The 12,506-nt window shown below is 49.6% G+C and carries 18 protein-coding genes; 8 read left to right on the top strand and 10 right to left on the bottom strand.

The window, feature by feature from the left end; translation table 11 throughout:
* The 5 genes from hag to KNO86_RS05225 form a co-directional block, all read left to right on the top strand.
* A partial coding sequence (hag, locus tag KNO86_RS05245) for a flagellin Hag (RefSeq protein ID WP_214693625.1) occupies positions 1 to 813 on the top strand: 813 nt, incomplete at its 5' end.
* Positions 814 to 1,193: 380 nt separating this feature from the next.
* A complete protein-coding gene (locus KNO86_RS05240) occupies positions 1,194 to 1,550 on the top strand; it encodes a flagellar protein FlaG (protein WP_214693621.1) in 357 nt (118 codons plus the stop codon).
* Positions 1,551 to 1,562: 12 nt separating this feature from the next.
* The gene (gene fliD, locus KNO86_RS05235) at positions 1,563 to 3,230 is read left to right on the top strand and encodes a flagellar filament capping protein FliD (RefSeq protein WP_214693619.1); all 1,668 of its coding nucleotides are present in this window, start codon (positions 1,563 to 1,565) and stop codon (positions 3,228 to 3,230) included.
* A 14-nt stretch (positions 3,231 to 3,244) separates the two neighbouring features.
* Positions 3,245 to 3,619 carry a flagellar export chaperone FliS gene (fliS, locus tag KNO86_RS05230; RefSeq protein ID WP_214693617.1) on the top strand — a complete coding sequence of 125 codons (375 nt, stop codon included), beginning with the start codon at positions 3,245 to 3,247 and terminating at the stop codon, positions 3,617 to 3,619.
* Positions 3,619 to 3,969: a flagellar protein FliT gene (locus KNO86_RS05225; protein ID WP_251126895.1), complete on the top strand. Its 351-nt coding sequence runs from the start codon at positions 3,619 to 3,621 to the stop codon at positions 3,967 to 3,969. The genes fliS and KNO86_RS05225 overlap by 1 nt, the downstream gene beginning before the upstream one ends.
* 42 nt (positions 3,970 to 4,011) lie before the next feature.
* Here KNO86_RS05225 and KNO86_RS05220 read toward each other — a convergent pair whose 3' ends face one another.
* On the bottom strand, positions 4,012 to 4,389 hold the full coding sequence (locus KNO86_RS05220) for a DUF3021 family protein (protein ID WP_214693616.1): 378 nt from the start codon (positions 4,387 to 4,389) through the stop codon (positions 4,012 to 4,014).
* 158 nt (positions 4,390 to 4,547) lie between these two features.
* Here KNO86_RS05220 and KNO86_RS05215 point away from each other — a divergent pair, with 158 nt between their 5' ends.
* Complete coding sequence (locus tag KNO86_RS05215; protein ID WP_214693614.1) at positions 4,548 to 4,733, top strand: hypothetical protein; 186 nt, start codon at positions 4,548 to 4,550, stop codon at positions 4,731 to 4,733.
* Positions 4,734 to 4,868: 135 nt separating this feature from the next.
* A complete protein-coding gene (locus KNO86_RS05210) occupies positions 4,869 to 5,495 on the top strand; it encodes a hypothetical protein (RefSeq protein ID WP_214693613.1) in 627 nt (208 codons plus the stop codon).
* 104 nt (positions 5,496 to 5,599) lie between these two features.
* Here the strand turns inward: KNO86_RS05210 and KNO86_RS05205 are convergent, their stop codons facing one another.
* The 9 genes from KNO86_RS05205 to KNO86_RS05165 all read right to left on the bottom strand — a co-directional run bounded on the left by KNO86_RS05205 (position 5,600) and on the right by KNO86_RS05165 (position 11,747).
* A complete protein-coding gene (locus KNO86_RS05205; RefSeq protein ID WP_214693612.1) occupies positions 5,600 to 6,148 on the bottom strand; it encodes a DUF998 domain-containing protein in 549 nt (182 codons plus the stop codon).
* A gap of 1 nt (position 6,149) precedes the next feature.
* Positions 6,150 to 6,650: a DUF1572 family protein gene (locus tag KNO86_RS05200; RefSeq protein ID WP_214693610.1), complete on the bottom strand. Its 501-nt coding sequence runs from the start codon at positions 6,648 to 6,650 to the stop codon at positions 6,150 to 6,152.
* Between the two features lie 106 nt (positions 6,651 to 6,756).
* Positions 6,757 to 7,422: a DUF2225 domain-containing protein gene (locus tag KNO86_RS05195; protein ID WP_214693609.1), complete on the bottom strand. Its 666-nt coding sequence runs from the start codon at positions 7,420 to 7,422 to the stop codon at positions 6,757 to 6,759.
* A gap of 9 nt (positions 7,423 to 7,431) precedes the next feature.
* A complete protein-coding gene (locus KNO86_RS05190) occupies positions 7,432 to 7,875 on the bottom strand; it encodes a YaaR family protein (RefSeq protein WP_214693607.1) in 444 nt (147 codons plus the stop codon).
* A gap of 24 nt (positions 7,876 to 7,899) precedes the next feature.
* Positions 7,900 to 8,802, bottom strand: coding sequence for a flagellin N-terminal helical domain-containing protein (locus KNO86_RS05185; protein WP_214693605.1), 903 nt, complete (start codon positions 8,800 to 8,802; stop codon positions 7,900 to 7,902).
* Positions 8,786 to 9,166: a flagellar export chaperone FliS gene (locus KNO86_RS05180; RefSeq protein ID WP_214693603.1), complete on the bottom strand. Its 381-nt coding sequence runs from the start codon at positions 9,164 to 9,166 to the stop codon at positions 8,786 to 8,788. The genes KNO86_RS05185 and KNO86_RS05180 overlap by 17 nt, the downstream gene beginning before the upstream one ends.
* On the bottom strand, positions 9,163 to 9,453 hold the full coding sequence (locus KNO86_RS05175; RefSeq protein WP_214693601.1) for an EscU/YscU/HrcU family type III secretion system export apparatus switch protein: 291 nt from the start codon (positions 9,451 to 9,453) through the stop codon (positions 9,163 to 9,165). Before KNO86_RS05175 ends, KNO86_RS05180 begins: the two co-directional genes overlap by 4 nt.
* Before the next feature lie 9 nt (positions 9,454 to 9,462).
* Complete coding sequence (locus tag KNO86_RS05170; RefSeq protein WP_214693600.1) at positions 9,463 to 11,178, bottom strand: hypothetical protein; 1,716 nt, start codon at positions 11,176 to 11,178, stop codon at positions 9,463 to 9,465.
* A gap of 74 nt (positions 11,179 to 11,252) precedes the next feature.
* Positions 11,253 to 11,747, bottom strand: a complete 495-nt coding sequence (locus KNO86_RS05165; RefSeq protein ID WP_214693598.1) for a competence protein ComK — start codon at positions 11,745 to 11,747, stop codon at positions 11,253 to 11,255.
* Between the two features lie 272 nt (positions 11,748 to 12,019).
* On the opposite strand from KNO86_RS05165, the gene cspD reads away from it, so the two are divergent.
* Complete coding sequence (cspD, locus tag KNO86_RS05160; RefSeq protein WP_012726946.1) at positions 12,020 to 12,217, top strand: cold-shock protein CspD; 198 nt, start codon at positions 12,020 to 12,022, stop codon at positions 12,215 to 12,217.
* The last annotated feature ends 289 nt before the right edge of the window (positions 12,218 to 12,506 follow it).

Here is a 12,506-nt window from a genome sequence, read left to right as displayed (position 1 = left end):
ATGGAGAAACTGTCTTCAGGTCTTCGCATCAACCGTGCTGGTGACGACGCGGCGGGTCTCGCCATCTCTGAGAAGATGCGCGGACAAATCCGTGGTCTCGACATGGGAGCAAAGAACGCACAGGACGGAATCTCGTTGATCCAGACGGCTGAGGGCGCATTGAACGAGACGCACTCGATCCTCCAACGCATGCGCGAGCTTGCGGTTCAGTCTTCGAACGATACAAATACGGATGCTGACCGTGGAGAAATCCAAAAGGAAGTAGATGAGTTAGCAAAAGAAATTACTCGTATCGCTAACAATACAGAATTTAACACGAAAAAATTACTTGATGGTTCAGCAAGTACAGGTTCTGGTGTAACTGACGCGGCGGATTTAACATTCCATATCGGAGCTAACACAGGGCAATCACTTACACTTAAAATTGGTGCAATGGATGCTCAAACGCTAGGTGTTTCTGGGGCAGGTGGTGCAGCAGCTACAGCAGGAACAGCAGCAATCACAGTAGCTGGTATTGCGGTTAATACGCAAGGAACAGCTAATACTGCGATTACTGCAATTAATACTGCTATCGAAAAAGTATCATCAGAACGTTCGAAACTAGGTGCCACGCAAAACCGTCTCGAGCACACGATCAATAACTTGAGCACGTCAGCAGAGAACCTCCAGGCTGCTGAGTCACGTATCCGTGACGTCGACATGGCGAAAGAGATGATGAATTTCACGAAGAACAACATCTTGAACCAAGCAGCGCAGGCGATGATGGCCCAATCGAACCAACAACCGCAAGCTGTACTACAACTTCTCCGATAAGATTTATTCAACTTTTAAATAGTTTCGACCAAAATCCAGTTGAAAAATGTCCGTCTTTCGATGTTCGAATGACGGACATTTTTAATATTGTCTATAACTGACGAGTTATAAGCCAATAGAGCTCCAATAATGTACCTTTTCAAATATAGTTATACAGCTTCACTTTATATTAGTTGATTCAGAAAAGGCATAAAAGAATATTAAAAATAAACCTAAAAATAGTTATATGAGTTAATAAATATAAGTAACATAATTATACATACTAGATTGCTATTGGATTCTTTATACATAAATTTATGTTCATTTATTGAAAAAGTAAAAAGAAAGAAGTAACAAACCGATATACTCCATGAGAACAATTACAAGAGGAGTAGACACATATGAACCCGACCATTTCAGAAGTCCGGCTTCACCTACCTTCTTCCGTCTTGCCGTATGAACAAACGAAAAACGTGTTCGTTGAAGCGAATCAAGCAAAGCTCGCCGACGAAGGCATCGTCATTCTTCCGACGCCTCAACACGTCACCAAGTTAGAGACGGCCGTCGAGAAGGCGAATCAAGTGCTCGAACAACAACGTACGGGCTTGAAGTTTATGAAACATGAAAAATTGAACGACTACTATATTCAAATCGTGGATACAAACAACGAAGTCATCCGCGAAATTCCAAGCAAGAAATCACTCGATTTCTTTGCGGCGTTCATGGAGTTCAATCAACTCTTTGATGAACGGGTATAAAGGAGGATTCTCATGACGACACCGATCCGATTTGGCGGACTCGCCAGTGGAATCGATACGGATACGATTATTAAACAGTTGATGCAGGCCGAGCGTGTACCAGTTGATAAACTTGAACAGAAGAAACAAACAACGGAATGGAAGCGCGATGCGTATCGCGAAATTAACCGATCTCTTATGACTCTTCGAAATAGTGCGGTCGACTTGATCTTTAGTCGAAATTTTTATGCGAAGACGTCTAGTTCATCGGATGAGTCACGTGTCTCGGTTGTGGCAGGTCCATCGAGTGGGAATGCGGCACTTGAAATTCAAAGCGTAGAAAAATTAGCGACATCTGCTAGTCATATCGTTGAACTAAGAGATAAAAACAACAATTTGGTTACGCGAGATACTGCTGTGAAAGATTTGAATCTTGATGCGAGTACAAAAACGCAAACGATAACAGGAACTCCGACCGAAGTGACTCTCTCAACAAAACTAAATGATAGTGGGAAAATCTTCATTAATAATGTTGAAGTTGACCCGTCTAACTATACGTATGACTCAGCGACAGGCAAGGTGAATTTTTCAACACCTCTTGCTGACGGTGATGAATTAAAATTCGAATCTGGCTATAAAGTTGAATACATCAATAAGAGTGGTGGGACACCTTCTGAATTGACGGTCAGTGCCGAGGCAAAATTCAGTGATGTATTGACTCAACTTGGCTCAAAAAACACGAATTTTTCTACATTCTTTGATGATGCATCAGGTAAATTGGCACTCACTCAACGAAACACAGGTAGCGATTCAACGATTGCTTTCACAGGAGCTGCGGCAACATTCTTCCAAGCAAGTGTCACTGATGATATTAAAGGAGAAGATGCAGTTTTTAATGTGAATGGAATCGAACTGACAAGAAGTACGAATACCGTCACAATTGATAACATGACAATTACTTTGAAATCTGAATTTAAAGCAGTTGATAACCCTGCACCGGTTACACTAAGTGCTTCTACTGACACTCAAAAAATCTTTGACAACATCAAAGGTTTTGTAGATAAATACAATGAGACGATCGATCTCATGAACAAGAAGACACGTGAAGAACGCTTCCGTTCGTTCGCACCGCTCACACAGGCACAGCGTGATGAGTTGTCGGAAGACGAAATCAAGAAGTGGGAAGAGAAAGCGATGAGCGGGATGCTCCGTGGGGACACGATCCTTCGCGGAACGATGGACACACTTCGTAGCAAATGGTCAGGCGCGACATCTACTACGAATGACCTAGATATGTCTCGTTTATTCCAGATTGGTCTCTCGACCGGTTCTGACTTCACGAACGGTGGAAAGATCGAGCTGAATGAAGAGAAGTTAAAAGCGGCCATCGAGAAAGATCCGGAACAAGTGTATAAACTTTTCACGGATGAAAATACAGGACTTCTTCCACAAATCCGTGACACCGCGAAAAACTCACGTGAGACGATCACGCGTATCGCCGGTGCGGACGGTGCTGGTGCTCCGACGTATTCAATGGGTCGCGAGATGACGCAGATGGATACGCGAATCAAACGATTAAACGATTTATTGATTGATAAAGAAAATGCCTACTACCGTCGCTTCGCGGCGATGGAAACGGCGATGAACCAGGCGAACTCGCAAGCCGCTTCACTTCAACAGTTTTTAGGCGGAGGCATGTAAGAGGAGGAATTTAAATGGTAGCCAATCCATATGCAGCTTATCAAAACAATGCGGTCACGACCGCGAACCCACAGGAACTGACGCTTATGCTTTATGACGGGGCGCTCAAGTTCATGCGCCTCGCCAAGCTTGCGATCGACCAGGGCAACCCTGATTTGAAGAACATCAATATCCAAAAGACACAAGCCATCTTCCAAGAGCTTCGTCTCACACTCAATAAAGACATCGCCATCTCGGCGAACTTGGACTCGCTCTATGAGTTCATGTGGCGCCGTCTCGTCGATGCGAACGTCAAGAACGACACGACGATCCTCGACGAGGTACTCGATTTCACGACGGAACTCCGCGACACGTGGAAGGAAGCGATGAAACTCGCGAAGCAGTCATGATGCCGATTGATGAAATTATCTTAAAGACGCAGCGTCTGAAAGAGTTGCTGGCGCAAGTCCCAGAAGAGCCGACGTATGACACGTGGATGGAACAAATCCACGAGCTCTTGGACGACCGAGAACAGTTGCTGGCGGTGCACGGTCCTGACTTGGAGAAAGCCGATCAGACGGTCCTCCGGCAGCTCGTCGACGACAGTCAAAAGATTGCGCGTCTCATTGAGGCCGAACACCAGCGTCTCGGAATGACGCTCGGGACGGCCCGAATGGAACGGAAGACGGTCAAATCGTACGTCGACCCGTATGAAGACGTCGATTCCAATTTCTCTGGTCTATTCGACCAGCAGACATAAAAAAGCTCGGAGGCATATCATATGCCTTCGAGCTTTTGTGCGTTAAGAGGTTTTGACTTGGCGACGCATCCGAATGATGAAATAGGATATGGTAAACAAAATCAGCCCACTTACCGTAAAGTTTAAATAGAGACGGACGGCATCTTGAAGTGATGTGACCGGTGTAGACCCACCGAACCAAAGGAGTGGCAGGATTGTCACGTGCATGACGCACCAGTGAATGAAAATCTGCTTTTTGAACGACCATTGCCGGACTTCATAAATGACGCTCGTGAACCCGAGAAAGAAAGCGACCCCAGCGTAGACGAGCATGGCGTGTACGCCGTCCATACTTCTTGACCAGCCTTGATAGAGCGCGAGGATCGCGAACGGAAGCGACCATAAGAGACTCCGCACGACCCCTTTCTTCACTAATTGCATATGTATCATCCCTTTTTTAATCGTTATGAATATATACGAACATCATGCAAAAAGGTTTCAGAAAAAAACCGAGGATGAAATGACGTCTGTTTTCCGCTATAATCGGGTAAACATCATTGTAGCCGTTGCTTCTTTTCTGGAAAGAGGAGGGAAACGAAATGCGTGAGAAAGAGTCCAAACCGGTATCGTCACGGAAACGCCGTTATTTCGTCTATGGTCCAGAAGGAGCGTACGATGAGTATGTGGAACGGGACCCAAAACTCGAGGCGTATGTCGAGGACGATACGCCGCTTGAAGATCGTCCGGACCCATACGAAGAAGAAGAACTGAAATCAAGAGGATAAGTGTATATGTCAAGGTCCAATTGTGGACCTTGGCTTTTATTTTGCCTGGAACTTTTTCTTGTCACGGTACGGATTGCCAATTCGTTATATTCGTCTTAACACATCACTTGGATTGAGGAAAAGGGAGAGATGAAGATGAACATGAAACGATTTGGCTTACTAGTGGCGGTACCGCTCGCACTACTCGTCGGATGCGGGGAGGCAGATGAATTGAAGACGACGGTGACGGATACAGAAGAAGTGGCAGAGGCGGAAGCGAGTGCTCCGGAGGAGGCGACTGCTGAAGAGACGGACGTTCAAGAAAGTGAACTCGGGACGAACAAAATCTATATGAAAAACAAGGCACTCACGATTACGGAAACGATGGGACCGATTCAGTTCGCAATCGACAAAGTGCAGACGTCACGCCTCACAGTCGCGGAAGCTTATAGTGATTCATTCGATGGACAAGAAGAGGTGACGGTCGTCGCGATGAATATGTTGGTCGAGAACACGGTCGACGAGACGATGAGTTTCCATCCGAACCAGGCGACGCTCGTGACGAACACGGGGGAGCAGGTGTCTTCGGACTTATGGTTCTCAGATGACGTCGGTGGCGAATTTATGGGGAAAGTGAAGAAAGAAGGAAATGTGCTCTTCTTCGTGAAGGCGAAGCCAGAAGAGCTGACGGACTTGAAAGTTGTCATCGATGGACCGTTTAACGAGAACTTCGACAAAGTGGCGGAAGAACGCTACGAATATACGATCAACGTGACGAAATAAGATTAAGCGTGCCGAACGAGTGTCGGCACGTTTTTTGTATGGTCATTGAAGAATAAGACGAAATACAACGAACGGACCCATTTCTCTATGGATCCGCTTCATGATTAAACAGAGAGTCCGCTAGGTGGCTTCATATAAAAGAACAACCACCAAAATGCACTAATAAACATCACGCGCTGCAATATTCCCATGATTTCAGGAATACCGAACATCGCAATGGGGATGACGATCGCCACGGTTGTCATGATGAGGGCGACCCACCGTTGGGCACCACGAGACATCACGGTGTGTCCCGCTGCCAGCAATGTAAATCCAATCCCGGTCGTCGTCGCAAAGATGGAGTGCCATGTATCTTGCCAGACGATTGTCGTGATTCCATCTACAATTGGGGCGTGACGGAATAATCCTGTGAAACAGAGACTTATCCCAAACACACCACCCCAAACTCGGTAGTACCAGATGCGCGTTTGCCAGGTGACCAAAATGGCCATGAAGCCTAAAAGGACAAAAGTGATATTCATCACCCATGCAAAGGGAGCACCTTGTGATCCTAAGTGACTCGTCGTATGACGAACGATTTGATAACCGTCAAAACTGATCAGCGGAAGAAGGGATGTGACGAGAAGGAACGTCACAAACACGAAGATGCGCATCTCACTTCCGCTGATGCGGTAACGGGATCGACAACACGTCCCACTCGCTACCAGCAAATAGTTTCGATAGGTAAACGATCTGTCCGACATGATAGCCGTAATGCGACACTTGTCGCTCAATCGCATCGATCACGGAGTGGGCTTCTCCGCGAATCATGACGTTTTTCCCTAAATCCTCTGGTGTCAGGTCGGCCAAGACGTCGTCCAACAGTTGCCAACGCTCGTCCCACACCTGCATGAGTTCGTCCCGGGACAATTGTTGGTCCTCGAACTCGGCATCGCGATTCCGATCCGGTTTCTCGCCGTCCGTCGTCAAGAAGTCGGTCCAGCGCGACTTCATATTGTTCGCCATGTGCTGGATGATGAGGGCAAGGGAGAGTGTATCGGGCGCGAGCGTCTTGTGCAGGTCCTCGTCACTCACTTGGACGAGTGCGCGCTCTGCCAATTGTTTCTGACTTTTGAAGGTGGCGCGTACGGTATCGAGATATTGTGTTTCAAACATGAGAAATCCTCCTTTAGTATGTAAGCTATTTGTTTATACCCCATCATCGAACTTCTCAATGATGACCACGAAAAAAAGCGTAGGATTTAGCGTCCTACGCTTTCGTTTACGCATGTTCCAACCGAAAATCTTCCCAGTGCGTCCGTGCCTGATTCCGAATCCGCTCCGATACTTCCTTACTGCTGAGGAGAATCCCATACCAGCGACGCGCGTCTTCATAATAGTCGAGCGCAGCCGAAAGATCGGCAATCCGCAGCATGAGCTGGTCGTACGGCAGTCCGGTCCGAATCGGGTCCGTATATGCCTCTTGCACCTCATTGTATTTATCGAGTGTGCGTTGCATCCATTCCTTCTCAGACGCCGTATCTCCCATCAACCGATACATCCAGACGATTCGCATCCCGAGCATGGCGACAACGGACGGCTTTTGTCCGCTCAACTGGGCCGTCATAACGGCAAACTTATAAAGGAGGATGACGTGCTTGTTCGTCCGGTCACCTTTCAACACGTCCGGGTTCACTTGTTTGAAGTAATGCGTCTCGAGTGCCTCCCGGTTATGCTTTCGCACCTTGTCGAACGAGTCATGGAAGACGAGGTGACAATGATCGCAGACGGTCGGTTCATAGTAATACGGGTTCGGTCCATCATACGCCGTATATCCATCCTTTTCGACTTCGAGCGGACGGATGTGACGCGACAACACACGCTGGGTCTTGCTTTCCTGTAAACAATATGGGCATTTGACTTTCTTCAAAAACAAATGTTCTGCCATCTCGACACCTCACACATAGACGTTGACGAGCAATCCGCGAATCTCACCGACCTGGTCGAGGAGGGAGAGGCGAGAGGCTTCCCCTGAGATGACCTGGTCTGTCAGCGCGAGGAGTTTCTGGTCGACTTGTTCGACGACCTTGTAGATCTTCGCACGTCCCCGGCGGTTGAATCCGCGTTTGTCCTCGAGGCGGAGTGCCGCGTCAACGGCCTCTTTCATAAAGTCTTTGATCATTTTCTTATAATCTGCGAGCGCCTCGACCGTCTGGCTTTCGGCAAGCAACTCTCCTTGTTCCTGGATCGCGGCGATTTGACGATGGAACCGCTCGTGTTCGCGGTCTTCACGCTTTTGACCAATGACGTTTTGGAAGGAGACGCCGGGTTCGACCTCGGGGCGTTTCGCCTTACTTGAGCCGAGGAGCGATTGCGTCTCCATGATGCGACGAATGTCCATATGGGCAACCGTCCTTTCTTTAGGTTAGTTCAATAATTGTAACACGCCTTGCGGCAATGCGTTCGACTGCGCAATCATCGCCATGCCGGACTGATTCAAGATGTTCAGTCGGGCGAAGTCCATCATTTCACGGGCCATATCGGCATCACGAATTCGTGACTCGGACGCCGTCAAGTTCTCAGAACCGATGGCGACGACGCTGACGTTCGCCTCAAGCCGGTTTTGAATCGCCCCGAGCTTCGAACGTTCAAGTGATACACGGTTGATGGCCGCATCGAATTTCGCGATTGCTTCTCCCGCTTTGTCTGGCGTCAATACGCTGAGGGAGTAGTAAGAAACATCTGCTGTCGCTTGATCGTTGTCATGGTCGACAGGAGATAACGCTCCGCCTCCCGCTGTCGTCGTCGTGATGCCGAGCGCGTGCGAGCGCATGTCTTCGACGTTCAAAACGACGGCCTCGTTATTGCCGGCCCCGATTTGGAAGAAGAGCGTATTCGCGCCCTGCATGTATTCCCCGTTCATGATTTTCTTCGAGTTGAACTCGGTCGTCTCGGCGATTCGTGTCACTTCTTCCGTCAAGGCGTTGATTTCTTCTTGGACGGCTTTCGCATCGTCCTCGCTGAGCGTCCCGTTCGCCGCTTGGACTGATAGTTCACGCATGCGCTGGAGGAGGGAATGCGTTTCGTTCATTCCGCCTTCGAGCGTCTGCGTGAGCGAGATGCCGTCGAGCGTGTTGCGCTCAGCCATCGAGAGCGAGTCGAGGCGCATCCGCATCTTCTCGGAGATGGCGAGTCCTGCCGCGTCATCTGACGCCTTATTGATCCGGACACCGCTTGAGAGACGGTCCATCGTCTTCTTCATCGACGCCTGGTTCAACGAGAGTGACGTATAGGCCTTCAACGCTTGGACGTTATTGGTAATTTTCATAGCGGTTTCCTCCAGTCGGGACAGATTGTGTTTTCGCGCGTTCCATCGCCTCGCTCCACGTCTTGTCGAGGTCGCTAGCGAGCGTATGTAGTTCTGCGATTTTTTGTTGATCCTGGTCGATGATCGCCTCGACGCTGGCGTTCGCCATATAAAGATAGATTTCATCGAGTTGTGCCGCGATGATGCCACCGCCGTCATGAAGTCCTTGATGGAGCTTGACCAACAGCTCGCGCGCTTGGCGCAGGTGACGATTTCGTTCAGCGATTGTCGAGCCTTGGGCGCGTTCGTAATGATACGTGAGTGCGTGTAACATCGCCTGTGTCAGTTCTTCAGGCCTCATTTCATATAACTGGGTTGGTTTCATCTTGGTTCTCCTTTAATGGAATCGAGTTCTTCTATCAATAGCAACACTTCCGCCATCACGTCATACAGCTGCGGGGGGATGGCGTCCCCTAAGTCGAGGTCGAGCAGGTGTCCGAGCAAGGAATGGTCGTTCTCGACCGCCACGCCTCGGGCACGTGCCTCTTGTAGAATTTTTTCAGCGACGGCTCCCGTTCCACGGGCGACGATGACGGGCGCTTTGTCCGTCGATTCGTCATAGCGGACGACCGCGGCCGTCTTTCGTTTCGTCAAATCCATGCGTTGGTACATCGTGGCCTCCTAAATTCTGAAGTCATAGCCGGTCGTCGGTGTTACCGTAGGCTCATCGACAACGCGTTCGGCTTTCGTGAGCGGTTTGAACTGGGTCGTCACGCTCTTATAGCCGATCGTCTCGAGCGTCTGTTCGATCTTGCCGAGGAGCGGGCGGGCGAGTCGTTCGACCGTCGCATCGTCATGCTCGAGCGTGAGGCGGAGGTTCCGGTCTTTCGCTTCGAGTTTGACACCGATTTCGCCGAGCCGAGGCGTCTCTAAGCGGATATAGAGGACGCTGTTCTCCCAGTCGACGACGTCACCGGCCTCGCGGTTTTGGATATGGACGTGAATCCCGGTGTCGATCTCCTGTACTTTCGCCGGAAGGGCGAAGAGGAGCTGGTGGAGCTGCCCACCATCGAGGCGGTTGAGCGTCTGTTGGACCTGAAGGAATGACGCGAGTCGCTGCGCTTCGGGGTTCGTCGTGTCACTTCGCACCGATAGAGCGGACGTCGGCATGTTGTTCGCCTGTGCGAGCTGCGACTGTGCCTGGACGCGTTGTGTAACTTCCTGGACGTGCCGACCGGATAGTGTCGCATCAAGTTTCAGCGGCGTGACGCTCGGGATTTCTCCGGCGCGCATCGCACCGTGAGGGATATATTCAATCCGTGCCTGGTTCGGTGCGTAACGGAAGTCGTTCAACGTCGCCCGGACGTCTTTGACGAGTGCCGCGCTCTCTTGTGGCTTTGTCGAGAGTAACGACAAGGCGAGGTCGAGCTTCGCGGTCATGGCGACGAGTTGCTTTTCTTGCGTCACATCCGTGTGGAGGAGCGCGTCCGTTTTTTGGACGAGTTGCGTCAAGCGGGTCGAGACGGTCTCAAGCGCGGGGCGTGCCGTATGAGGATTCGTTTCGATGAGTGCTGAGACCTGGCCGAGTTGTTTCGTCACCGTCGCCTGTTCGTTCCGGAACGTGTTCGTCACGTTCGCGAGATGGCTTGTCACTTCCTTAACCATCACCTGTCGTCCGTTCACCGGAGGGATCGGCAACGGTTCGGTGCGCTCCATCTTCGGTGGGGTTGGGAAGTCACGGATGACCCGGTCGATCGTCTCCTGAGTCGGTGTCACCCGTTCGCTCACGGGACGTGACAAGTTGACGAGTTCGACGTATCGCTCTTTTTGAGGGTACGGCGCGTCTGGTGATGGTGGTGTGAGGAGTTGTCTCGCCTCACTTAATGAAAGGACTGCGATTTCTCGTGCGACCTCACGCGGGACAGTCGACGTGTCGAGCGTCTTTAGATGAAGGATGGCGTCGCGCATGTCTCCTTTAAAGGCCGTTTCGAGCAAGCGTACCGTGTCCTCGTTCATCGGCAAACGCCCGGACTGGAGCAGACGACTGACGGCGCTTCGGACTTCGGGTGGAAGGGAAGCGAGGAGCGTCTGGATCTTCGCGTCGAGCTTTGACGATGCAGGTGGTGCGGGTTCAAGCGTCTCTTCCTTTTGTGGAACGACGGTCGCGAGCAAGACGCCGTCCTGTTCGGCAAGCGTCACGTGGAACGGGTTCGTCTTCGGAAGCCCGTCTTTGAATGTGACATCGACTTCTTCGCCGTTGATTTTGACGATGGCGGAGTCGGGTCCTGTCTGTTTGACGAGCTCGGCCTTGTACGTCCGGTTCGTCTGGATGCCTGGTAAGACCGAACTGACGGCGGTCGCTTGGGCTTGAATTTGCATGTTTGTCACCTCGACCATAATATCGACCTCTTTTTCAAAAAATGAAGCAAAATAAACGAAAAAAACCTTCCGTCTTTTCGACGGAAGGCGTGTCATGTTTCAAGCGCTGGGCTCGCATTCAATTGTTGGAACCGGGCGACGAGTTCTCCTGTCGCTTTCAGTTGGTTCCGAAGGACGTACGGTGTCGCGTTCGTCTGGATTTGATGTCCATCTTTTGTGAGGACGAGGCCGTTCGGCTCCTCCTCGATGTTCAGTATGTCTCGAATATGGGACCAGGCATACCATTCACAATCGTCTCGCTTCGGAGACTTCGTCGGGAAGAAGACGAGTCCGGTTGTCGGTTCGATCACGACAGGGACTTTCCCTTTTACGCCGGCGACGCGTTTGGCGATGAAGATTCGTTCCTCGATCGAGCTGTTGTACTGGCGGCAAGAAAGTTGCAACAACTGGTACGGCCGGAGCGGGGTTGAAATCTCGGTGCCATCCTCGAGAATGATCCGTGACTGCTTCATAATGTCAAAGCAAGGGAGAATCGCCACGGTTCGCTTTGTGATGCGATATTTTTCCTCAGAATAGTAGGAGCGCATACGCTGCACCATCCTCCTCGTATTAGATTTTCAGGATCGGCTAAATGACAAACGGCACAAACCTAAATCATCCCTTCAATGATATATCACAAAAAATGTAAATTCAACAAGACAATATGAAAAGTAGGGAAATAGAATTCCAATGAAAGCCAAATGACGAAACGTTTACAAATATTTGAGAAAGTGTTTGTCACGCTTACAAGAAGGTGGTAAGATTAGCCGTAGAGGACAACCCTCTGTATTCTCCAATGGTGAAAGGAATGGATTTACACATGGTAGGTAAAGTAAAATGGTTTAACTCAGAAAAAGGTTTTGGATTCATCGAAGTAGAAGGCGGCAAAGACGTGTTCGTACACTTCTCAGCAATCCAATCTGAAGGCTACAAATCACTTGACGAAGGTCAAGACGTAGAGTTTGAAATCGTTGATGGCGAGCGTGGCCCACAAGCGGCTAACGTTGTAAAATTATAATTTCAAACCGTGAAGCCGGCTCCCTCGGGAGTCGGCTTTTTATTTTGTCTATATAATTAAAAAACGCGTTTAAAAATGGGTGGAATGGGTATTTTCTTTCTATACCTTTCGCTCGTTGTAGGAAATGTTGAATTCGGAACAAAATTGTCATTATTTTCTGATGATAACGTTTTCAAACATAGCGATTTCGGGGTATAATATTAGTGAACCACCTGGTTCCACTTTCTTTTAGAAATGAAGCAGGAGATTCCGTCTCGTTCGACGAATCATTGGTTCAAGCGGTTATTTT

The sequence above is a fragment of the Exiguobacterium sp. s160 genome (assembly GCF_018617575.1).
GTDB lineage: Bacteria > Bacillota > Bacilli > Exiguobacteriales > Exiguobacteriaceae > Exiguobacterium > Exiguobacterium aestuarii_A.
Note: the sequence above shows the minus strand (reverse complement) of the source record. Positions and strands in the feature narration are given on the sequence as shown.